At 38.0% G+C, this 23,692-nt stretch carries 22 protein-coding genes; 5 read left to right on the top strand and 17 right to left on the bottom strand.

The features are described 5' to 3' along the window. Positions 1-4: 4 nt before the first annotated feature. Positions 5-1,495, bottom strand: a complete 1,491-nt coding sequence (locus AAEY68_RS07270; protein WP_350585738.1) for a class I adenylate-forming enzyme family protein — start codon at positions 1,493-1,495, stop codon at positions 5-7. Between the two features lie 385 nt (positions 1,496-1,880). Here AAEY68_RS07270 and pseF point away from each other — a divergent pair, with 385 nt between their 5' ends. Genes pseF through AAEY68_RS07245 form a run of 5 tightly spaced genes read left to right on the top strand, consistent with a single transcriptional unit; the run spans position 1,881 to position 6,619 of the window. Beyond that, entirely contained in the window at positions 1,881-2,564 is a 684-nt protein-coding gene (pseF, locus tag AAEY68_RS07265; RefSeq protein ID WP_350585737.1) for a pseudaminic acid cytidylyltransferase, read from the top strand. Then, positions 2,561-3,622: a UDP-2,4-diacetamido-2,4,6-trideoxy-beta-L-altropyranose hydrolase gene (pseG, locus tag AAEY68_RS07260; RefSeq protein WP_350585736.1), complete on the top strand. Its 1,062-nt coding sequence runs from the start codon at positions 2,561-2,563 to the stop codon at positions 3,620-3,622. The genes pseF and pseG overlap by 4 nt, the downstream gene beginning before the upstream one ends. Then, the gene (locus tag AAEY68_RS07255; protein WP_197120756.1) at positions 3,616-4,266 is read left to right on the top strand and encodes a formyltransferase family protein; all 651 of its coding nucleotides are present in this window, start codon (positions 3,616-3,618) and stop codon (positions 4,264-4,266) included. Before pseG ends, AAEY68_RS07255 begins: the two co-directional genes overlap by 7 nt. Continuing rightward, entirely contained in the window at positions 4,259-5,317 is a 1,059-nt protein-coding gene (gene pseI, locus AAEY68_RS07250; protein ID WP_350585735.1) for a pseudaminic acid synthase, read from the top strand. The genes AAEY68_RS07255 and pseI overlap by 8 nt, the downstream gene beginning before the upstream one ends. A 15-nt stretch (positions 5,318-5,332) precedes the next feature. Beyond that, positions 5,333-6,619, top strand: coding sequence for a DUF4910 domain-containing protein (locus tag AAEY68_RS07245; protein ID WP_350585734.1), 1,287 nt, complete (start codon positions 5,333-5,335; stop codon positions 6,617-6,619). A 175-nt stretch (positions 6,620-6,794) separates the two neighbouring features. Here the strand turns inward: AAEY68_RS07245 and AAEY68_RS07240 are convergent, their stop codons facing one another. The 16 genes from AAEY68_RS07240 to AAEY68_RS07165 all read right to left on the bottom strand — a co-directional run bounded on the left by AAEY68_RS07240 (position 6,795) and on the right by AAEY68_RS07165 (position 23,687). Beyond that, a complete protein-coding gene (locus tag AAEY68_RS07240; RefSeq protein WP_350585733.1) occupies positions 6,795-8,861 on the bottom strand; it encodes a motility associated factor glycosyltransferase family protein in 2,067 nt (688 codons plus the stop codon). Next, positions 8,854-9,204, bottom strand: a complete 351-nt coding sequence (locus AAEY68_RS07235; protein ID WP_342878063.1) for a hypothetical protein — start codon at positions 9,202-9,204, stop codon at positions 8,854-8,856. The genes AAEY68_RS07240 and AAEY68_RS07235 overlap by 8 nt, the downstream gene beginning before the upstream one ends. Beyond that, positions 9,205-9,624 carry a flagellar export chaperone FliS gene (fliS, locus tag AAEY68_RS07230; RefSeq protein ID WP_182675120.1) on the bottom strand — a complete coding sequence of 140 codons (420 nt, stop codon included), beginning with the start codon at positions 9,622-9,624 and terminating at the stop codon, positions 9,205-9,207. 10 nt (positions 9,625-9,634) lie between these two features. Next, positions 9,635-11,026 carry a flagellar filament capping protein FliD gene (gene fliD / locus AAEY68_RS07225; protein ID WP_350585732.1) on the bottom strand — a complete coding sequence of 464 codons (1,392 nt, stop codon included), beginning with the start codon at positions 11,024-11,026 and terminating at the stop codon, positions 9,635-9,637. 10 nt (positions 11,027-11,036) lie between these two features. Next, complete coding sequence (locus AAEY68_RS07220; RefSeq protein ID WP_350585731.1) at positions 11,037-11,429, bottom strand: flagellar protein FlaG; 393 nt, start codon at positions 11,427-11,429, stop codon at positions 11,037-11,039. A 75-nt stretch (positions 11,430-11,504) separates the two neighbouring features. Beyond that, on the bottom strand, positions 11,505-12,320 hold the full coding sequence (locus AAEY68_RS07215) for a flagellin N-terminal helical domain-containing protein (RefSeq protein ID WP_350585730.1): 816 nt from the start codon (positions 12,318-12,320) through the stop codon (positions 11,505-11,507). A 192-nt stretch (positions 12,321-12,512) separates the two neighbouring features. Then, positions 12,513-13,331 (bottom strand): flagellin N-terminal helical domain-containing protein, encoded by an 819-nt coding sequence (locus AAEY68_RS07210; RefSeq protein WP_350585729.1) that lies wholly within the window; start codon positions 13,329-13,331, stop codon positions 12,513-12,515. Between the two features lie 292 nt (positions 13,332-13,623). Then, positions 13,624-14,877 carry a flagellar hook-associated protein FlgL gene (flgL, locus tag AAEY68_RS07205; protein WP_024594798.1) on the bottom strand — a complete coding sequence of 418 codons (1,254 nt, stop codon included), beginning with the start codon at positions 14,875-14,877 and terminating at the stop codon, positions 13,624-13,626. Positions 14,878-14,879: 2 nt separating this feature from the next. Continuing rightward, complete coding sequence (gene flgK / locus AAEY68_RS07200; RefSeq protein WP_350585728.1) at positions 14,880-16,883, bottom strand: flagellar hook-associated protein FlgK; 2,004 nt, start codon at positions 16,881-16,883, stop codon at positions 14,880-14,882. Position 16,884: 1 nt separating this feature from the next. Further along, positions 16,885-17,901, bottom strand: a complete 1,017-nt coding sequence (flgJ, locus tag AAEY68_RS07195) for a flagellar assembly peptidoglycan hydrolase FlgJ (protein ID WP_350585727.1) — start codon at positions 17,899-17,901, stop codon at positions 16,885-16,887. Positions 17,902-18,059: 158 nt separating this feature from the next. Further along, entirely contained in the window at positions 18,060-19,154 is a 1,095-nt protein-coding gene (locus tag AAEY68_RS07190) for a flagellar basal body P-ring protein FlgI (RefSeq protein WP_024592771.1), read from the bottom strand. Positions 19,155-19,165: 11 nt separating this feature from the next. Continuing rightward, entirely contained in the window at positions 19,166-19,849 is a 684-nt protein-coding gene (gene flgH, locus AAEY68_RS07185) for a flagellar basal body L-ring protein FlgH (RefSeq protein WP_010553251.1), read from the bottom strand. Between the two features lie 16 nt (positions 19,850-19,865). Beyond that, positions 19,866-20,654 carry a flagellar basal-body rod protein FlgG gene (gene flgG / locus AAEY68_RS07180; protein ID WP_002959420.1) on the bottom strand — a complete coding sequence of 263 codons (789 nt, stop codon included), beginning with the start codon at positions 20,652-20,654 and terminating at the stop codon, positions 19,866-19,868. Positions 20,655-20,675: 21 nt separating this feature from the next. Beyond that, positions 20,676-21,419: a flagellar basal body rod protein FlgF gene (locus tag AAEY68_RS07175; protein ID WP_007581863.1), complete on the bottom strand. Its 744-nt coding sequence runs from the start codon at positions 21,417-21,419 to the stop codon at positions 20,676-20,678. Between the two features lie 157 nt (positions 21,420-21,576). Continuing rightward, on the bottom strand, positions 21,577-22,947 hold the full coding sequence (flgE, locus tag AAEY68_RS07170) for a flagellar hook protein FlgE (RefSeq protein WP_007581862.1): 1,371 nt from the start codon (positions 22,945-22,947) through the stop codon (positions 21,577-21,579). 59 nt (positions 22,948-23,006) lie between these two features. After that, positions 23,007-23,687 (bottom strand): flagellar hook assembly protein FlgD, encoded by a 681-nt coding sequence (locus AAEY68_RS07165; protein WP_007581861.1) that lies wholly within the window; start codon positions 23,685-23,687, stop codon positions 23,007-23,009. Between the last annotated feature and the right edge of the window lie 5 nt (positions 23,688-23,692).

Genomic DNA, 23,692 nt, shown 5'->3' with positions numbered 1-23,692 from the left:
ACCTCTAAATGAAAAAACTAAATTTCTCAGCAAATTTCGAGCCAAATATACTTTGACACTGATTTCTTTGTATTTTACCCAAAGCAGTTTTAGGCAGTTCTTCAACTTGAATAAAGAATACTGGCACTTGATGTGTTGCTAAGTTATTGGAACACCACTTTCTTATCTCTCTAACTGTCACCTTAGTTTTAGCAATAAAGGCTACGGCTGTGACCTCCCCAAAATGCGAGGACGTTATAGGAAATGCTGCTGACTCCACAACATCTTTAAAAATATTTACAACTGATTCTATATCCTCAGGGTAAATATTGATCCCACCCGAAATAATAATATCTTTCTTTCTTCCCTTAAAATATAAATAACCATCATCGTCCATGTAACCTAAATCACCAGTATAAAAAAAGTCATCTTTTACAGCCTTTTTTGTTAACTCTAGCATTTCAAAGTACCCCAGAAAAGAAGTGGATGACTTTACTGTAATCTCTCCGATTTCATTATTTTTCACCGGATTAGACTCATCATCACGAATAACAACTTCAGCTTGTGACACTACTTTTCCTACGCTAGCAACTTTATATATTTGATTACTGGCATCAAAATCAGTAACAGTTCCAACCTCAGAGGCTCCATAACATTCATGAAGAGGACAAGGTAACAACTTGATTAATTTATCCTTAATATCTTCCTCGATTGAAGCTGAACTAGAGACTATCCTTTTTAAAGAATTGAGTTGTGGTTTTTCCTTTTCAAGTAATGAGAGTACATTTACTAATTGTGAAGATACTGCAATTGTAAAAGTTACGTTGTTAAGTTTAATCCCATTTATCCAAACCTTAGGGCTGAACCGTTCTAATAACAAACATGTTCCACCTATAAGTAATGGCAGCAAGGTTAATCGCTGAGCTAGGGAGTGATATTGAGGGGTACCACATAAAATAACATCTTTACTGTCCAAGCCATATATCTCTTTCGCTCCAAGTGCCCTATCAATTTTAGTTTGCTGTGAAAAACATATTGGTTTTGGCTCACCTGTTGAACCAGAAGTCATTGTGAGTATATATAAATCATCTGCTGAGCCAGTTGCTAGATAATCTCTCAATGGTGTGTCATGTAAACATCTTAAATCTATTTGCTTTACAGGTTGAGTTAAAACTAAATCTTGTTCATGAATAATAAACTCAGCTTTAGTCGCAATAGCTGCTTTTGATATTTGAGTATGTTTATAATCAGGGTTTAGTGGTACAAGTACAGCTCCAATATCAGCAATAGCTAACATTATAGCCGTCATAGCTAAACCATTAGATAAAAGTGTCATAACTTTTGTATGCTTTTTTACACCTAAATAACTCAGTTTTCCCGCATAAGTATCAACTAGACCTAATAAGTCAGAGTAGGTTAACTTCTCATCGCCATGAATTAAGGCTACTTTATTCTGAGTAGCATTTTTGCGAATTATAGAAGTAATACTATCATTTTTAATTTCTTTATTTAACAAACCATCAACCTACTTTTACATGCTTAAAATAACCCACTTTCTTTGGTCACTAGCTACGCTAAACAGCCAATTCATTATGTTGTTCATGATTAAAACGCCCCACGAAGCTATAGCTTTAAAGCAAACCAAATTATACATAATTTATTATGAGAGTAATTAACAGCTTTCACTTTTGATAAGTACATCAGTCAAAATACCCAGCTCTTTTTTGAAAAAGCGTTAAAATATATACACATATAAAGTTGTTTACTTAAAAAGTTATTTCTCAAAACAGTTAAAGATTATATACTTAATTTATAGAAATAAAAAAGCCTATAAACAGTGAGGTAGTAATGCTTTACATCGATAGTAATGACACAATTCTCTATTTCATACGAAGGCAGCTTTGAATATAGCAATCATTCCTGCCCGTGGCGGTAGCAAACGCATCCCAAGGAAAAACATTAAGCTTTTTCATGGTAGACCGCTAATCGCTTACTCAATTGAAGCTGCAATTAACAGCGGATGTTTCGATAAAGTTATTGTTTCAACTGATGACCCTGAGATCGCTGATTTTTCAAAAAGTTTAGGCGCAGAAGTTCCTTTTATCAGGCCTGCGCGGTTATCTGATGATTTTGCTACAACCCTAGATGTGATGAAACATGCCATTGATTGGCTAAAGAAAAATAAACTTACCATAAGATATGCTTGTTGCATCTATGCAACAGCACCATTTGTTACACCTATGTATATACAAGAGGGCTATAATTTAATTAAATCTGAAGATTTAGATTACGTTTTTAGCGCAACCAGTTATGCTTTTCCTATTCAACGTGCATTAAAAATAAACTCACAAAATACTGTTGAAATGTTTCAGCCAGAACATTTATCAACTCGCTCTCAAGATTTAGAAGAAGCGTATCATGATGCAGGCCAGTTTTATTGGGGCACAGTAGATGCATTTATAAATCGAAAACCTTTTTTCTCACTAAAAGCTAAAGCAATTTTACTCCCCAGAAAATACGTACAAGATATAGATACCCAAGAAGACTGGGAACTAGCAGAAGCACTATTTAAGGTGCTAAAATGAGAGTAGTGTTTCGTGTGGATGCTTCAATACACATTGGAAGTGGGCACGTTATGCGTTGCCTTGTACTTGCTCAAGAGTTAAAGCATATAGGGTATGATGTATTATTTGCAACACGAGCACAAAAAGCAGACTTAAATACTTTAATTAGTAGGCGAGGTTTTGAATTAATCGCACTGCAAAAGCCCTACGAGTGGTCCATTCCCAATCATTCAAGCGATTACGCTGCTTGGTTGCAAGTTAGTGAAGAGCAAGACAGTCTTGATTTTATAAATAGAGTTAAGTATGCAGATTTAGTTATTGTTGACCATTATGGAATAGGCATAATCTGGCATGAAACCATTAAAAGTAAATTGAACTGTATACTAACGGTAATCGATGATCTTGTGAGAGAGCACCGCGCTCATATCATCGTTGATCAAACACTTAACAGGCAACCTAGTAATTATGAGAAAACATTTCCTTGTAAAGCGCTTACAGGAACTGAATACGCATTATTAAATCCAGAGTTTATAAAGCAGAGACAACTGCAACACTCTAATCCGAACGCCCATAATATATTACTAACGATGGGAGGAGTTGATAAGCCTAATGCCACATTAAAAGTGCTACAAACATTAGCAACTGTACAACAACCACGCCCGACCACAGTACTTCTAAGTCAACGAGCGCCCAATTATCCAGCTATAAAAGAGTTTGCTAAAAATCACTCTACTTGGGTTAAACATATTGAGTTTGTTGATAATATGGCAATTTTCATGGGCCAATTCAGCCTTGTGATAGGCGCCCCTGGTTCTACATCTTGGGAGCGAGCTTGCTTAGGTATTCCATCAATTTTAGTACCCATAGCCGATAATCAAAATGACATTGCCAACGCCTTAGTCAATGCTGGCGCTATTAAAATCATTAACATAGAAGATATTGGCAATCAGCTCTTAGCCAGCATTGATCACCTAGTTACGCATTGGCAATATTACAGCAATCTAAACTTTGCGCTATGTGATGGTATGGGCGTAAAAAGGGTTACACAAACACTAAAAGAGGCCTTGCAAACATGCTAAAAGTTACATTAATCTGCTCAGATGAAAATCACCCTGTATTTAGATGGCTTCAAAAGTGGAAAGCAGAAAACGAGCATTACCATGCAATTAACTTGCATACGCGTCTAGCTGAAATAAACAATAGAGGGAATCTGCTTTTTTTAGTTTCTTGCTCTGAAATAGTCACAAAAGCGCACAGAAACATGTTTCAGCACAGCTTAGTATTACACGCAAGCGACCTACCTAAAAATAGAGGATGGAGCCCACATGTTTGGTCAGTCCTAAACGGAGAAAATAATATTACTCTATCTTTACTAGAAGCTGAGGATAAGGTTGATACGGGCCTGGTATGGAAAAAAACAAAAATTAAATTAAATGGTACTGAACTATATGACGAGATTAATCAAAAACTATTTGATGCCGAGCTTCAATTAATTTCTTGGGCATGTAAAAACCTTGATTCTGTTACACCAAAACCACAAAATAATAGTGCAGCCAATTATTTACCAAAACGCACAGCAAAAGACAGCGAGCTTGATATCTCAAAATCTCTTGAATCACAGTTTGATCTCCTAAGAGTGTGCGATCCAAATCGATTCCCAGCTTTTTTTAATATACGTGGCTGTAAATATAAGGTTAAAATAGAGAAATGTTCAGATGAATAAATACGTTACAATAGAAGGCAGAAAAATTGGCCCTCAGTTCCCTCCCTATATTATCGCTGAGTTATCTGCAAATCATAACGGTGATATGAAAAGAGCGTTACAAATTTTAGAGATGGCCAAGCGTAGCGGTGCTGATGCGATAAAAATTCAAACTTACACGCAAGATACACTGACTATAGATTGTGACAAGCCAGAATTTAAAATCAAAGGTGGCTTATGGGACGGTCGCACTCTATACGATTTATACACCGAAGCACATATGCCTTGGGAATGGCATAAACCGCTATTTGAAAAAGCCAAAGAACTCGGCATCACAATTTTTAGCTCGCCATTTGACTTTACAGCAGTCGACATGCTGGAAAAACTCGGTGCACCCGCTTATAAAATAGCCTCATTTGAAGCCATTGATTTACCCCTCATCGAATACGTTGCTAAAACCGGCAAGCCAATGATTATTTCTACAGGTATGGCCAATAAAAAAGAAATACAAGAAGCCGTAGAAGCAGCAAAAAATGCAGGATGTAGAGAATTAGTTGTACTGCATTGCGTAAGCGGCTATCCTGCTTCCGCTGAAGATTATAACTTAGCTACCATCCCAGATATGGCTAAGCACTTTGATATTTTAACTGGACTTTCAGATCATACTATAGACAATATAACTGCAATTACATCAGTGGCCTTAGGAGCTTGTATAATTGAAAAACATGTGACATTAAACAGAAATGGAGGTGGCCCTGATGACAGTTTTTCACTCGAAGAACCTGAGTTAACTCAACTATGCGCAGACAGTAAAATAGCCTGGCAAGCAGTAGGAAAAGTAAATTATCAACGGAAAAAAAGTGAAGAAGGAAATATGGTTTTTAGGCGTTCACTTTATGCGGTAAAAGACATAGCAGAAGGTGAAAAATTCACCCCTGAAAACGTTAAAAGTATCAGGCCTGGTTATGGGCTACAGCCTAAATACCTCAATCAAATAATAGGATGCCAATCTGTAGAAAACATAAAAGCAGGCACACCTATGTCCTTTGAGCTCATCAACAAGAATAATTGAAAAAGAAAGCAAATTATGTTGAATATTGGCGAGTTAATGTATGAACGTGCTAGAGCACTATTCCCTATCAATAGAAGTCTCACAGGTAATGGGGTAAGAGAAACGTTAAGTTATATAAAAAAAATTATACCAGAGCTAACTGTCCATCAAGTACCTTCAGGTACTCAAGCATTTGATTGGACGGTGCCAAAAGAATGGCACATAGAAGAAGCATACATTCTCGACCCTTCTGGAAATAGAATATGTGATTTTCAGACATGTAATTTGCATCTGATGGGTTATTCTGTTCCAGTAGATTCCGTAATGCCATTAGATGAACTACAAAAACACCTTTATAGTATTCCTTCCTTACCTGATGCCATACCCTATGTAACATCATATTATAAAGAAAATTGGGGCTTTTGTTTATCTCATAAACAACGTCAAACATTACCAAAAGGTGATTATAAGGTTGTAATAAAATCGTCTTTATTTGACGGGTTTTTAAATTATGGTGAAGTCATTATTCCAGGTAAAAGTGAAAAGGAAGTTTTATTATCGACATATGTATGCCACCCTTCAATGGCTAACAACGAGTTATCAGGCCCTGTTGTGTCAACAGCTTTAGCTGAAGCTATTAAAAATATGGATAACCGCGAATATACTTATCGAATTTTGTTTTTGCCTGAAACTATCGGCTCTATTGTTTATATTAATAAGCACTTAGCTCGGTTAAAACAGCACCTGCACGCAGGTTTTATTGTTACATGTGTTGGTGATGAGCGTGACTATTCATATCTAAGCTCTCGCCAAGAAGACAGCCTAGCGGATAAAGTTGCTATGCACACTTTAAAGCACCATACCAAAAAATACACTAAATACAATTTCCTTGATAGAGGCAGTGACGAAAGGCAATTCTGTTCACCAGGAGTAAACTTACCTGTATGCTCTATTATGCGTTCAAAATATGGTACATTTCCTGAGTACCATACATCTCTAGATGACCTTTCATTGATTACTCCATTAGGGTTAAAGGGTGCATATGATGCGTTACTTACTGCAATAAAAGTGATTGAGTTCAATTGGATCTATAAAGTAACTTCACCTTGTGAGCCACAATTAGGTAAACGCGGGCTATACCCAAACACAAGTGATATGCAACAAGATTATAGTGATGTTAGAAGAATGACTAACTTCCTTGCTTACGCTGACGGAACAAGAGATTTAATTGATATCGCAGAGAAAATTAATGAAAGCGCGTTAAGTTTAATTCCTATTGTTGAAGTGCTTACCTCAAATGGATTAGTAGAGCGCATTTACTAGTAGAGGCACGATGTTAACTCGAAAATTACATTGCACTATGTAGATGTATGAATTTTGTAGTCTGATTATGGTTTTAAGCCTAAAACTTTAATCAGACATTTTGAAAATAACTGACTACAATAAAAATAAAGCATAACGTTAAGTAAATAGAGAAGTTCCTCCTCTACACTCTAGATTAACCAAACTTCACTATATAGTCTTCTTTTATCGCCTCCAAGTAATTGCAAACTATCTGTGCACTATGCCGATAGTTTTCTAGCGCCTGCCTTTCTTCTTCATGGCTAAACAACGAATTAACCAACATAGAATGGGTATGTAAAATAGTGCCGCGTAATATCTCATCAAAGTAACTAATTATCGTGTTATGAAAACTTGACAGCCGACTAAGTTGCTCATCTAGTACCTCTAACACTGCATTAATAGAAGCCGGTTGGCTTGACAGTTGCTCAATAAATAAATTACATAAATCTAAAAACAACGGTACATCATTGTGGATCGCAGCAAAAGCATCATTAGTATAAGTTTCTGAGCTTTTAATCGCGTCAGCTATATGTGAAACCAGTGCTGCTTTATTTTCTATTGGAGTACTAACTAATGAGTCGGTCTGAGTTGGCTTTGCACCTTCAACATAGGCTCCATCACTGCAATTTTTTACCTTTAAATGCGAGTTTTTCGCTAATGTTCTTTCAAGTAGAGAGTGAGAGTACTTAAATATCTCATCTGTTTCTACGAAAGTATCAGGATCAAAATTACCTTTTAGTTTATATTTTGCTCTGTGTTTATATAAACCAGAGTCTTGGTCGCCCTTATAATACACACTGTTTTTGGAGTGATGTTGCTCAGATTTATAACCCATATCAACACCAAATAAGGTAATATCGGTAAAACCTATTTTTTCACAAAAAGCCAGCGCACAATTACTCACTGTTGGATTACAATTCACCAATAATGCAGGTTTCACTTGAAGCCCTAGACCTTGAACGAAAAGCTTGCTACTTGCTTCCCCCCATTTTACGCCTTGGACTTTATTTTCAAACATAGCAAACACAGAAGGTAAAACAGTATTTAAAGCTAAAAGGGTAATATCACTAAAAAACTCTTTATCGTAAAAAGAAGCTAATACATCATGTGTTACTTGGCAGCGCTCCATCTCACAATGGAAGTCTGGCTTTAATCCATATTGATGCAAAGCACTGAGTGCCGTGCCACAACTTATAATAATTGCGTTATCTTGATGCTCAATCAGCCATTGTATGTCTTTATCTAATGATGGACCATTAGCAATTAGATATACAGGAATATTCTTTAACTCATCTAAACCGTCAGCTTTAAGAAAAGGCACGTCAAAGTTTTTTGAGAAGTTTTCAATACTGAGGATAGCATCATCATAAAAACCAAACCCTAAAATATTACCAACAAATTGCTGTGAAAGTTGCTTAGTAACACGGTCGAGATAGTCATCATGATAATGTTTATATAAAAAGCTATATCCTGAGAAAAAGCGTCCGAAGCGTTGAAACACCGATTCCACTTCTTTACTAATACCCAGTTCAGTATCAAACTCACCAACGCTAAAATGTAATTCAGTGTTATTTACATTAAGCTGCTCAAAAATGTGCGACCAATCGGTTAAAAACAAGCTTAAATAAAGAAGATCAATATGAGGCTCATAAATATATAGCTTTTTCACTATATGGTCACTTAAAATAGAGTGAATATGATAACCGCAACCTATTCCCATTAGCATTAAAGTTGGCAAAACCTTAGGTAATCGATTACTTTTCTTTTGCTCGCTCTGCTGTTTTAAATTAATAGCAAGCTCATTTAAAAAATGACTATGAATAAATCCATCACTGATTTTTTCGCGGACAGAAAACTTATTTGTTAGCACAACTGGGTTTTCTTGAAAGCTTAAATACTGTACATATGAATCTTGATAAATATCATGTTTATATAGGTTTACTTTTTCTTTAGTGTCATAAACATTAACTTTCCCGTCTTCCATATGCAACTCAAAGCGGGAGAGCTGATAATTTAAAAAAGTATTGTAAATATCAGGATAAATAGACTCAAAAGCTAACATATTAGATTGAAACATTTTTTCTAAATCAAAATCAGGTCTTATAAAATCTTTTAATTTAGCCTCGTATTTTTTTCTATTTTCAATCTGTGTCTGTAAAAATGATTGATAGCGCTCAAGTTCTTCTAACTTTTCATTTATAGCCAATGTTAGGTCATTCATAATTACTCGCTTCCTTAACTATTGAGTAAGCTTTTAGCTGTTTTTTCTTTTTTTGCATTGAGATAAGTAACATATGCAGCCTTACTTTTTCATCACCTAACAAGTCATAATGCTTTTGAGTTTCTGCTTGGAACTGCACCATAAACTTACTGACAAACGCCTTACTTTCTGGTTCGAGACTACTGGATAGCTCAAGTAATTCGGCTAACAAGTTGTTTTTCTTTTCAATAACCTCTGCTAAACCGCTATAGTCTTCAGCCTTTGTCATAGAGCGCTCATCTTTAAGTAAGTTTTTTAGGCACTCACTAAGCTGCATCGCCTTATAATTGAGAGACTTATCCACTTATGAACCACTTTGCTCTAAAAGTGCAAAACCTTTTTGTTTGTCTTCCTCTGTAATACCATCCCAAGCTTCTTTTATAGGCGAAAACAACTCCTTTATCTCATCTAAAATATCTATCGAATTTTGTGTATTCGCTTCTGATAATCTAATAACTAAATAATCATAAAGAGCATTTAAATTATCAGCTATATCACCACCTTGCTTTAAATTTAATCCTCCTTTTAATCCACCTATAATACCAATTGCTTTTTTAATACTATTATTTCTAGACTCAATATCTGAACGCTGAATAAAAACTTTAGCCTGATATACTTGAGTTAAAAACTCTCTCATCAAAATTTGAATAACTTGATGAGGATTGGCTTCTGAAAGAGAAAGTTCTTTTTGAGCTTTTTTATAGGTGTTTACACGTAAGTTCATATTATTCCTATTAATTATCACTTGATACACTTGTTAATATACTTGATATATAAGAGCTAGAAGTTTGGTATTGTGCAATTATGCTATCTAAAGACGCATACTGGCTTCGTAGTGATGCTTCAAGGTTTATAAGTCTTTCACTCAAAGTTTCTCTGTCTGTTTCAACTTTTTCTAAAGACACATTAAGGCTTTCTTCTCTTTTTAATAAAGATCCACCACTACCGGTGTAAAGTTCAATTAAGCTATCGACCTTATTTACTAGACCATCGTCACTGCTAAAAAAGCTTTGTAATGAGCTATACCTATCAGAGATCGTACTATTTAGTAACTCTTCACCACTTTGTAATGTGCCAATACCTAATGTTGATATTTCCATCTCACCTTCACGGTTAAAGTTAATACCTATTTCTAATAATGACTGTATCTCTGTAGTACCACCTAGATCATTAGTAAACATTCTTTGCAATTGTTGTTCCACAGTTCTAACGGTACTGTCTGATGCTAAAGACCCAGATGAAGCATTTGACACTGTATCTAACTGTCCTTTAAGAACATTATAAGCATCAACAAACTCTTGCAAACCCTCTTTTACAACTCCTTCATCTACAGAAACACTAAACTCTTGGGGTTGAGTAGTTACTGATTTAAGAGTTATTGTAGTACCTTGTATTTTATCACTTAATTCATTAGTGGAGCTACTTACAGCCTGGTCGTTAATTAATGCCTTTGCGTCCTGTGATTGTTGTTGAATAACCATGCCTGAACTGCCACTAGGAGAACTCGTTGCTATGGCAGCAAGTGAATCATCATCTGATGTAACTGTAAGTGTATTACCGTCACCTGAAATGGAAGAGCTAAATGTTAAAACTGCGCCAGAGTCACTATTTACTATATTTGCACTAACACCAAAGTTTTCACTTTCTTTATTTATTTTATTTCTTATATCTTCGAGGGTATCTGCGCTTTCTATATTTACTGTAAATTCAGATCCACCTGCATTAAACGTTAAATTGCCAGTGCCAATAGTGCTATTGGAAGCACCTAATGCTACAGATTGTAATTTAGAGCCCTTTGCTAATTGCAACACTTCGACAGAAAAGTCTCCAGATTGCATAGAGCTGCCTACTTCTACTTCAAATGCTTGCTCAGACTCCTCTAAACCATTACCAAATGATACAAGCCTAGAATTGTACGTTTCATCATCGCCAAGTTTGGCAAGTGCATCATTAAATGTATCGAGGGCCGCTTTAAAAGTTCCAACACCTGATAGCTCTGTTGTGTAATTTATTTCACGAGCATTGAGTTGATTTGTCTTAACTGCGCTTTCAGCTTGAATAGTTACTTCAATTATAGACTCAAGATCTAAACCTGAACCTACCCCTGCAGATGTAATACTAGCCATAATTTAGCCCCTAAATTTCTTGGTCAAAAAGTAAACCTAGCGAAGTTCCAAAAATTTCTTCCTGTAATTTGTCTATTTTGCTTGCTAGCTCCAGCACTTCTTCACTTGGTATTTGACGTATAATTTCATTTGTTTCAGAATCGGTCACTACAACAAATGATTTTTTAGATTCTTCATGAATGTTAAACTCAAACTGTTTAGATTGAAGTTGAGATAGAGATTCTATTTTTAAAACTGACTCCTGCAAATTTTGTACCGAAACAAGTTCACCAGAACTAACTTGAACCTCTTGCTCTACTTTTTCATCACTGGTATTTAAAGTGAGTTGCCGCCCTTCACTTAAAACAGGAGTTAAATTGATATTTAAGTTCTGTTTGTTTAAATCAGCGCTATTTGACTCCATTTAATTTCTCCCAAAAAAAAAGCTTTGTATACCAGATATCTCCAGTATACAAAGCTTTTCTTAAATAAGCTTTTTTTATAAAAGAGACAAAGCAATCTGTGGTTGTTGGTTAGCTTGCGCTAACATAGAGCTTGATGCCTGCTGTAAAACTTGGTTTCGAGCAAGACTGGCACTTTCCGCTGCAAAGTCAGCATCCATAATACGGGAGCGAGACGCAGATACATTTTCAGATACATTAGCCAAATTACGAATGGTAGAACTAAAACGATTCTGTTTTGCACCCAGATCTGCTCGTACATCGTTCACTGCTTTTAACGAATTATCTAGAGCCGCTATTGCCGCCTGAGCATCCGCAGCAGTGCCTATACTTAGGGCTGCCGTAGATAAGCCAGTTGAATCCATTGCAGTTGCTATACTAATGCTGATAACCTGATTCGCCTCTGCGCCCACTTGGAACTCTTCCCCATAGCTTCCGTCTAATACTTTTACGCCACCGAATGTAGTCGTATCAGCAATTCGCGTAATCTCTTCATTTAATTGAGTAAACTCTTTTTGAAGAGCTGCTCTATCATCAACACTATTTGAACCATTCGCAGATTGAATAGACAACACACGCATACGTTGTAACATATTTGTTGTTTCATCCAACGCTCCCTCAGCAGTTTGAGCTATTGAAATACCATCATTTGCATTACGCCCAGCTTGGTCTAACCCTTTCATTTGAGACTCTAAGCGAGAACCTATTTGTAAACCAGCTGCATCGTCAGCAGAGCTGTTTACACGTAAACCAGAAGATAGACGTTGGAATGACGTAGACAAATCGTTTGTAGAGTTTGATAAGTTACGTTGTGAGTTTAATGACATTACATTTGTATTTACGCTTAAAGCCATGATAGCCTCCTAATAATTTAACTAGATGGGAATCAAGCTTAACGTTAAACGTATTTTGCTCTGTGATTCCTGATTCAATTAAGTTATCGGCGCTAGATTTATTTACTTTAATGTTTTTTAGCTTTATTTTTTATTTTTATCTTCTAAAGCCTTAAAGCTAGGTAAAACCTAGCTTTAATTAGAAGACAATGGTTACTGTAATAATGATAATGCAATCTGAGGCTGCTGATTTGCCTGAGCAAGTATAGTACTTGATGCTTGTTGCAATACTTGATTTCGAGCCAAGCTAGCACTTTCCGCAGCAAAATCGGCATCCATAATGCGCGATCTAGAAGCTGATACATTTTCTGCAACATTACTTAAATTTCGAATTGTAGAACTAAAACGATTTTGTTTGGCACCTAAATCAGCTCTAACATCATTAACAATTTTTAATGCGTCATCTATACTATCAATCGCTGTTTGTGCTCCGGCAGCTGTCGAAATAGTATTTGTTATAACTCCCAGTCCTGTAGCCCCCATACTTGTAGCAATTGAAACTGAAATAGTTTGATTTGCATCTGCACCAACCTGAAACTCAGCAGAGTAATTACCATTTAGAACGTTTACTCCACCAAATGTCGTTGTCTCAGCTATTCTGTCTATTTCTTCTTGTAATTGGAGGAACTCTTTTTGCAGCGCAGCTCTATCATCATCGCTATTAGAACCGTTAGCTGATTGAATTGATAAAACACGCATTCGTTGCAACATACTTGTTGTTTCATCTAAAGCTCCTTCAGCCGTTTGTGATATTGATATACCATCGTTTGCATTTCTAGCAGCCTGATTTAAGCCATTTACCTGAGTAGTTAAACGAGAACCAATTTGCAAACCAGCGGCATCATCTTTTGCGCTGTTTACACGCAAACCCGATGATAGTCTTTCAAACGAAGTACTAAGGTCATTCGTTGAGTTTGCTAGATTTCTTTGAGAGTTTATCGAAGCAATATTTGAGTTTACTGTTAAGGCCATTTTACCATCTCCTAGTGTTAAGGTGCGGTTCTATATGCTTTAAGCAGGAACCACTATTTGTAGTTTATCTTTGTTAATTTAAATGCATGAGTCATGCCAACTAACAAAAAAACTTAAGTAACTGTTTTTAATTGATATATCCGGACAGGCAGTAGAATGAATTTGAATTAACATATTTTTATAAGGGAGTTATTAGTAAGTGACATATTTTTGCCGCTCACTTTCACTTATTTCTATATGCGAGGAGGCAAGTTATTACCTTTTAGTAAGCTAATAACTCTAATAACGGAATTTACAAATAATCAAATAATGAAAGGTTGGATAAACGCCCAAAAGTTGCCTGCGATGCTTGCAATGCAGTTTCTTGCTTAGTCAATTCGCTAATTGCTTCAACCATATCAACTTCTACTAAGTTAGAGCGATTACTTTTATTTTGTATGTCAATCGACAAGTTTGAAGCTGTAATTCTATCGACTACATTTAGCCGCCCGCCTAAATTTGCTTGGGTAAATACAACTTGTTCACCTGCATTCTGCAGTTGTACAACTCCATCAGCAAGTACTTGTTGAAAGTCTTCACCTTCAAGTGTGCCATCGTTAAGGCCTGCAATAAGTGCTTGTAATGTATTAAGTACATTTTCTTTGCCTGGTTTTTCAAGGCTAATATCTAGCTGTCCAGGCGCACTGCCTTCTAATTCAATCGTCATACCTGCGTATTCAATTGTATCATCGTTAACTTCGCCAGTTACTGCGGGGGTTAGTGCTGCGCCGTCTCGGTATATTTCGTAGGTTTGTGGATCTGTTGCTGTAGCACCTGGGCTTACTAATACACTATATGTATTTGCTGTTGCCGAAGCTGCTGGGTCTGCGTTGTAATTTTCTTGATGAAATTTATCAAACTCAGCTTGGCCGTCAACATATACACTTGCCGCTGTAATAGAGCCTGAAACACTTGCCGTGTTAGATTTTACGTTTAACCGCGCATCAACCTTTTCAAACGTATCAAAGCCGTTATCGCTTGATTTAATTGATACACCTTCAGCTATAGTTATTTGGTGCTGACCTTGGTCGCCATTATAAGTGTATTCTTCTGCAACTGAGTCAAACTGATATGGTTGCGTATTGTCTTGGTAACCTGAAAATATAAATTTCCCATCTTCTAAACGGGTATTCATTAGGTCAAGTATACTACTTTGTATCCCTTCTAATTCTGAAGCTATAGAACTTAAATCAGACTTACTTAATGCTCCGTTACCTGCTTGAATTGTTAATGTTTGTGCTTTTTGTATAGCATAGTTAATACTTTCTAATATAGTTTCCTCACTATTTAATCTATTACTAAGCTGGTCGATATTTTTAGTGTATTGCTCATTAGTTTGTATTTTATTTGAATACAGCATAGCTTGCGAAATAGCAGCTGGCGCTTCTGAGGTGGTTAAATACTTTTCACCTGTTGTTACACGCTCTTGAGCATTTGCAACACCTTGTTGGTTGTCGAGTATTTTATTTATGTTGTTTTGGTACATTAAATTATTTGATAAACGCATAATTACCTCGCCGCATTTAATAAGGTGTCAAAAATTTCTTGGGCTGCTGCTAAAACTTGTGCTGATGCTGAGTATGATTGCTGAAAACGCAGTAAATTTGCGGCCTCTTCATCTAGGTTTACTCCAGATAACGACTCGTACCATGCCTCAGACTGCTCTGCTAATGCATTAAACGCACTACCACTTGTGATTGCTTGGCCAGTTATAACACCTATATCACTCACTAATCCTGAATAAGCTTGGTTAAAGGTTTTATGGTTGTCGGCCGTTGCTGTTGTTTCTACATTTAAACGGACTAACTCACCATTTTGTAAATCAGCTAATTTTAAACCATTACGGTTATCGTCAAAGCCGCCTTCGTTAAACTCAAGTGTAAAGGTGTCGCCTGTTGCTGGTGTACCTTCTATATCAAAATCGAATCCGTAGGTATCAAATGGAGCACCCGCTTGCGATAACATTCCTTTTGCAGGAGGCGTAATAGTAAAAGTATTCGTTCCGCTATTATCTGTAATTTGATATTCGTTGGCATTACCTGTTTTAACAAGCGTTATTTCGCCGTTTGTTAAGCTTGGTGTTGAAGTAAATCCACCAGAGGTAACACTTGTTACTTCTCCCGCTGAAATAGTAGCGGTGCCTATATTATTTAAATCGTTAGCAGTACGGATTGGCGATGCTAGTGCTAAATCTTCTGCGCGCCCTGTTGCAAGTGTAATACTTGAAGCAGCATCTGAATTAAGCTTTATTTGAAACTGATCACCCTCAACACCTGCCCCAGATACATTTACTTGAAGACCAAATGATTCGCCGGTAGTTATAGTCGATGAATCAATAACACCTGAAGATATATCAGCAAGTGAAGGCTGCCCTAACGGATCGCCTTTGTTATCTATAGGCTGAATACTTACTTCATTAGCATTAGCTGTATAAGTAATAATAAAGTCACTGGCAGGAAGTTCACTGCCCTTACCTGGCTCTACTGTTGCAGTCATACCGGCAGTACCTGTGTTAGCTTGATACGCATAAGCGCCAACGGTAGGTATATTAAAAATATTACCCCCTAGCTGACCTGTTGCATCCATACCCAATTTGTTTTGCTCGTTAAATGCGTCGGCTATCGCTAAGCCCATTTGACCAATTTGGTTTTGAGCAGGGACTAATATGTCATCTCTAAAAGCGAGTAAGCCGCCAATTTTGCCTTTAAGTTTACTTACATCAACTTCAAGCGGCACTGCTTTGCCACCATTAACGTCAAGCGTGAATTCTTTAAAATTAGGATCGGGGTCGCCTGTCATCGAAAATAAGTTAAATGCACCATTTTGCATAACAACCGCTTCGCCTGTGCCCATAAAAACGAGTTTTTCGCCATTTGGACCATCAAGCGTTTCTATGTCTATTAGCTCTGATAAGTCGCGTATTGCTTTATCGCGTTCGTTATAGGTAGAGCTGGCATCTGCGGCGTTATTAGTGCCATTAACTGCTGCAATATTTTGATTTAGCGTGCTAATACTTTGAATTAGTGAGTTTGCTTCATCTGAAAATATTTCGAGCTGCTCGTTCACTACACTTTTTTGATCAAGCACGATGCCTGAAAGCCTATCCATTTGATCAATTAAGCTTTGCGCATCTGTCATTACTAATGAGCGGGCAACGGTAGATGACGGTTGATTTAGCGCTTCTTGCACGTTATTAAATAAAGAGTTAATACCAGTTGATAGATTATTCGACTCTTCAGAAAAAATAGTATCAACTCGATTAGCCTCAGTAATAAACTGATCGAAAAACGATTTATTAGAGGTGTCACGATTTAGCTGTGACTGAGCAAACTCGTTTAATAATCGGTATGTTTCGCCTCGCCCTACTTGGTTATCAACCATAGTAGTAAACTCTGTACGCTCGCGCACATAGCCTTCGGTATTAACATTGGCGATATTTTTACTTGTCGTTTGCAGTAGCTCCGAGCTTGCTCTAACCCCAGAACTGGCAATGTTTAATAAATTAAACGACATGTTACTCTACTCCTTGGCGGATCACGTTTGCCGCAATGTCTTTTAGCTGACTGCTATTGAGCACTTTTTTTATTTTGCTGGCATAATTTGGATCGGTTGCATAACCTGCTTTTTGTAATGAATCTAAAAAGTCGTTTGGTTTTGCTGTATTTTGTAATGCTTCTTTGTAGCGTGGGTTTTGCGTTAAAAAATCAACGAAGTCGTTCACGCTATCTTTAATTGAATCGTAGGCTCTAAAGCTGGCTTGTTTTTTAACGGGTGTGCCTTGTTCAAACTCAAGCGTTACTTTGCTTGCTTTATCGCCTTCCCAGCTTTTACCTGACTTAATATTAAATAAGTTATTTGAGCTGCCACCGTCACTTTTATTAATAATGTGTTTACCCCAACCGGTTTCAAGTGCCGCTTGAGCAACCATTACCGCTGGGTTTAAACCAATTTTTTGCGCTGCAGTTTTAGCGTGTTCCCACACTGAACTTACAAACTCTTCTGCATTTTTAAATGTTGGGCTATCGGTTTTAGACTCTGCAGTATTAACCTTAGGCTCAGCAATATCGGCTTTAGTACTCTTAACGATAAGATCGGATTGCTTATTTTTTTGCTCATGAGGAAGAGCGGATCCGACTTGCGTATCGCTAAAAATATCGTTGGTTGTTCTAAGTACAGAGCCTGGCATAAAGTTTTTAGACTCAGGCGATAACTGCTGAACAATTAAATCGGCAAGGCCTAACGAGCCATTTGATGAAAGCTCTGTTGAAAGTTGCTGATCGTGCATTTCTTCAAAAAACTTTACGCCACTTGAATTAAATGGGCTGTCTTTGTCTTCAAATGCTTCGTTAGCTTTGCGCATTCCTTTGAGCAGCATTTGCGTAAAAATAGCTTCAAATTGTGCGGCCGCTTTTTTGAGCGCAGCTTTAGAGGCATCAGTTGATGCATCGCCACTGGTTAAGGCTTCTTTACGAAGTGAATCTAAGTTGCCTAAATCAAAAAAGTTTTGTTTATCGAGGTGATTAGTTTCCATCGGCTTTTTGACACAAAATGAATAATGCAGTTAAAAATGCAAAAATTGAGCCACTACCGATAAAACAAGGAAGATAAAAATAATAAACTTAAGTTGCTGTAAATAAAAAGCCCTATATCTAGGGCTTAAGTAATACGTTATTTATTGGCTTGGGTTATTTATATAACAACCAACTGTCCGTTAATTGCGCCGGCCTCTTTTAATGCCTCTAAAATAGCCATTAAATCACCAGGCGCTGCGCCTACTTCGTTAATTGCGCGAACTAAATCGTCAAGGCTTACACCTGGATTAAATACAAATGCGCGCGAGTCGTCTTGGTTTACATCAATAATACTTTGCTGTGTGACAACTGTATCACCGTTTGCTAGCGGGTTTGGTTGTGACACATTTTGTTGCTCTGCAATTGTTACTGTTAAGCCACCGTGAGTTATAGCCGCAGGCTGAAGCTTAACGTTTTTGCCAATGACAATTGTACCGGTGCGCGAGTTAACTATAATTTTAGCGGCCATGTCAGCTGGTTTAAATTCTAAGTTTTCAAGTGTTGATAAATACGATACACGCTGGGATGCATCGCGTGGAGCTATAACACGAATGGAAACAGAATCTATTGCTTGTGCGCTATTTGGGCCAACTAAGTCATTAATTGTTTTTTCTAGGCGTTTTGCCGTTGTAAAGTCTGGGCGGTTTAAATTAAAAGTAATGTAATCGCCTTGCATAAATGGGCTTTCTACAGTGCGCTCAACTGTTGCGCCATTTGGTATACGACCAACTGTAGGGGTGTTAATTACAACCTTACTACCATCAAGGCCTTGTGCGCCTAAGCCACCGACAATTAAGCTACCTTGTGCAATAGCGTACACGTTGCCGTCTACACCCTTTAAAAAAGTTTGTAATAAAGTACCGCCACGTAAACTGCCTGCACTACCAATAGAAGAAACCGTAATATCTATTGTTTGCCCGGGCTTTCTAAATGCGGGTAATTCTGCATGCACAGCAACAGCGGCAACATTTTTAATTTTAGGACTTTGAGTTGAAGGCAGCGTAATACCAAAGCTGTTCAACATGCCTCTAAAACTTTGTTGTGTATATGAGTTTTGCTCACCAGTGCCTGGTAAACCAACCACTAAGCCATAACCAACTAATTGGTTAGAGCGCACGCCCTCAACCATAGACACATCTTTTATGCGCTCAGCACTGGCAGTAAACTGCCAACCTAATAACACAACTAAACATAAAGCTTTAAGGCTATTCATGTTGTTACCCTCTAAAATGGAAACAGCGAACTGCTAAAGAAACGTGTAAGCCAACCAGGACTTTGCGCTTCTTGCGTTTGCCCTTTACCTGAGTATTGAATACGTGCATTAGCAATGCGGTTTGATTCAACCGTATTATCGGCGCTTACGTCTTGAGGGCGTACTAGCCCTTCTAAACGAATAAACTCTTCACCGGTATTAAGCGTTAGCCATTTTTCGCCGCGTATAACTAAGTTACCATTAGGTAAAACGCGCATTACATTAACCGAAATATCGCCCACTAAGCTGTTTGATTGGTTTGATTTTGAATCGCCCGTAAACGACGAATCGCTACCAATACCAAACTGAATACTATCGCCACCTATATTTACAGGTAGACCACCTAATCCAATAACGGGGTCTAAGCTTGCGTCGGTTTCTTTGTCTGTTTCTGTTTTAGCGGCTTTTGTTGCTTGAGTAGACTCTTGCAATTTAACCGTAATTATATCGCCAGTACGTAGCGCTTTTTTATCAGAATATAAGTCGTTTGATGTATGAGTATTAAACAATGAACCTGTAGCTACCAGCGGCTCTAAAATAGGCTCGGGGTACATAGGTGCGTAGTAAGGGTCGTCCTGCACTACTTCACTATTTTGCGTAGACATACAGCCACTTAAAAATAATGTGCCCGCTGTAAATAAAATAATATTACGCATAATTCCCCCTACTCTATTAAAGCTGTTGATTGATATAACTCATCATTTCGTCAACGGCCGAAATTACTTTTGAGTTCATTTCGTAAATACGCTGAGTTTCGATTAGGTTTACTAGCTCTTCAGTTACATTTACGTTTGATGTTTCGAGCGAGCCTTGAATAATGCTACCTAACCCTTCAACGCCAGGATTACCTTGTACCGGCGCACCACTTACAGCGGTTTCGGTATAAAGGTTTTGACCAATTGGCTCAAGGCCCGACGGATTAATAAAATCACTAATAGTAAGCTGACCAATGACCACGTTATCAGCTTGGCCTGCAACACGTACAGATACTTCGCCGTCTTGCGAAACCGTAATTGATTGCGCGTCATCAGGTACATTCATTTCTGGCTGAATAACGTAACCTGCGCCCGATGTTACAATTCGTCCATCGCCATCGGTAGTAAACTGACCATTGCGCGAGTAAGCAATATTGCCATCTGGTTGCAGTACTTCAAAAAAACCTTCACCAGAAATCATCCAATCTAGTGAATTTTCGGTGGTCAACATGTTGCCTTGCGTAAACTCTTTTTGGTTAGCTACAACTTTAGCACCCGCACCTAACATTAAGCCCGATGGCATTTCGGTATCTTGCGATGAACGACCACCTGGTTGATTAATATTTTGATAAAGTAAATCTTCAAATATAGCGCGGCTTTTTTTGTAACCTACAGTACTCGCATTCGCTAAATTATTTGAGATAACCGATATATCGGTTTGTTGAGCGTCTAGCCCAGTTTTACTGATCCACAATGCTGGATTCATAATCGTGTCCTCATTTTAAAGTTAAACTATGCGTAATAACTGATCTTGACGCTCGTCAATTTCTTCAGCTGTTTTCATTAATTTCACTTGTAATTCAAATTGGCGCTGGTGGCTTATCATGTCGACCATTTCGTGAACAGGGTTCACATTCGACATTTCAAGCGAACCACTTAAAACTTTTACATTGGCAGAGGTATCTACTGTTACATTTGCTTTTGGTCTAAATAAACCATCGTTACCTTTTTCGAGCTGTGAGCTATTTGCTTCTACCACTCTAAGCGTGTCTATTTCTTCTAAAAAGTTAGCGGGGGCGCCTTGTGGTCGAACTTGAATAGCGCCATCTTGGCTAAACCCTATTTTTTCGACTGGGACGGGTAATATAACAGGTCCCCCTTCGCCAATAACTTGACGACCGTGGCTGGTTACGAGCATGCCTTGAGCTGTAACGTTTAACGTACCCACTTTTGTGTAAGCTTCATTACCGGAGGCATCTTGCACAGCAAGCCATGCGTTATCGCTCATCGCAATATCTAAGTCTCGCCCGGTTTGAACAATGCCACCCGATACCATGTTTGAACCCGGACGCTCTTGCATTGAAAATACACGTGTAGGCAAACCTTCGCCAAACGCTTGCATAGAACGCGCCTGCGCAAAGTCAGCTTTAAAACCCGTTGTATTTGCATTTGCCAAATTATTGGCTTTTAAAGCAAGCCCTTGTAGGCTTTGCTTAGCGCCAGAGGCCGCAATGTAGACCATTTTGTCCATAGTATCGACTCACATAAAAAATCTCTGAACTTATAAATGCAAAATAGGTGCCAGATTAAATTTGACGCAACATTGAGAGGTATTTAGAAGGGCTTACAAAGATGACTTATAAAAAAGGCTGCAAAAATGCAGCCTAATATATTTAATGAGGTTTAGCTTATCGAATCTGCAAAATACTTTGCTGAATAGTTGAGTTAACTTCAAGCGCACGTGAGTTTGCTTGGTAATTACGCTGTGCAGTAATTAAGTCTACTAGTTCATTAGTAAGGTTTGTATTTGATTGCTCAAGCGCTGATGAGTTAATTCCACCAAATGTACCCGAACCAGCTTCACCCGCTACAGGTTCACCTGAATCAATACTTTGCTTCCAGCTTGTATCACCCACTTGTGATAACCCTTGTGAATTTGGAAAACGTACCATAGCCACTTGGCCTAGGAATGTTGAGTCACCATTACTGTAAGAAGCGACAATTTTACCGTCTGTGCCAATATCAATTCCGGCTAAACGACCAACTGTTGAGCCATCTTGATCGAGTGCTTTTACTTCAAAACCACTTGAATACTGAGTTGGGATACGTCCTGCCGTGTTATTTTCATCGCGCCAGTTAAGCTCAATACCAGTACCAGGGAAAGTTGCACCATTGTCTAGTAATGTTGATAAACCAGCGCCAGAACCCGCTGGTAGTAATATTTCATCAAAAGTAGTTGTATTTGTATTTGCCACACCACCTGTTGTTGATGGCAAACCACTTGAGTTAAAACCTAGGGTAGTCAGTGGTGTATAAGGTGTCGTTGTTTGTTCTCCACCAGTTGTGCCATCAACTACTTTGCCATCAAGTGTTGCGTATACTTCCCAACTGTTATCTGTACCACCTGCTGCGGCATCATCTTCTTTAGCAAAAAAGTACTGTAAGATGTGCGGCTCACCTAGTGAATCATATACTGTTGTTGACGTAGATGAGTTATAAGTACCACTAGACGTAGGGTCAAAATCTAGACCTGATGGATCCGCCGTTGCATCTAAGTTAAACGACAAAAATACATTTTCTGTTGCGCGAGGTGAACCAGACGAATCAGGGATTTGAATTGGATCAGTTGTGCTCAAACTTACCGACGTTGTATCACCTGTAGATGAATCAACTGGGAATGCTTGTAAAAAGTTACCTTTTGCGTCAACCATAAAGTTATCTTGGTTAAGCTTAAATGCACCCGCACGTGTATATGTTAAATCTTGCGAAGATAAATCGTCGGTCATCGCAAAATAACCTTCACCAGTGATTGCTAAATCAAGTGAGTTATTTGTAAATTGCAGTGAGCCTTGGTGAAACTGCTGCGCAACCATGGTTGTTTGCACACCGTCACCATTTTTAGTCTTACCAGAGCTAAACACTGATGAAGCGTAAACATCGGCAAACTCAGCGCGTGACTCTTTAAAACCTGTGGTATTAACGTTTGCAATATTATTTGCCGTTACGTCTAAATCTTTTTGCGCGGCAGCAAGGCCGGTTAATGCAATATTGAAGCTCATAATTCACCTCTAACCTGTTAGTCTGTGGCCTGCTAGCAGGCGAAAAATACTAAAATTTATTACGCGATTTCTGCTACATCTGTCAGCCTAACCGCACCTTCTTTAGTGTTAATAATAATGCCACTTGAGCCATTAATATTAACGCTTTCAATGTTCTTGAATGTAGCAATGGGCAAGCTTGAAAATTCGCCGTCAGTACTTCCTTCGGCGGTTACTGAGTATTCACCTTCAGGTAAACGCTCACCGGCTTCATTTTTGCCATCCCACGCAAAACGTACTGCACCTGCTGATTGAGAACCCATATCAATAGTTCTCACTAGCTGACCTGATGCATCTGTCACTTTAATTTTTAAGTTATCAACGGCTTCTTCTGCCACTGCAGAGCCTCTGGCATCACCCGTTTCATTTAAATCCAGGGTGTTTGACTCAAGTAAAGCTTGCTTGCCAACAAGTGTTGATGCTTGCAATGCTGAATTTGATGTCATAGAAGACGCTAAGCTATCAAAATTTGAATTTAAATCGCTGATGCCTTGCGCCATTGTGAAACTAGTCATTTGCGCAATCATTTGATCGTTATCCGCAGGGTTACTGGGATCTTGAAACGATAATTGCTGAGTTAACAAAGAGAAAAAGTCTTCTTGTGTTAACGCATCACTCTCATTATCACTGGTCGCTACTTGCGATTCTTGCCAGCGTATAGAGTCTAAATAGGATGAAGATGTACTAATATCGTTACTCATAACCT

This window comes from Pseudoalteromonas sp. RB2-MNA-CIBAN-0110, assembly GCF_040309305.1.
Classification (GTDB): Bacteria; Pseudomonadota; Gammaproteobacteria; order Enterobacterales; family Alteromonadaceae; genus Pseudoalteromonas; species Pseudoalteromonas arctica.
Note: the sequence above shows the minus strand (reverse complement) of the source record. Positions and strands in the feature narration are given on the sequence as shown.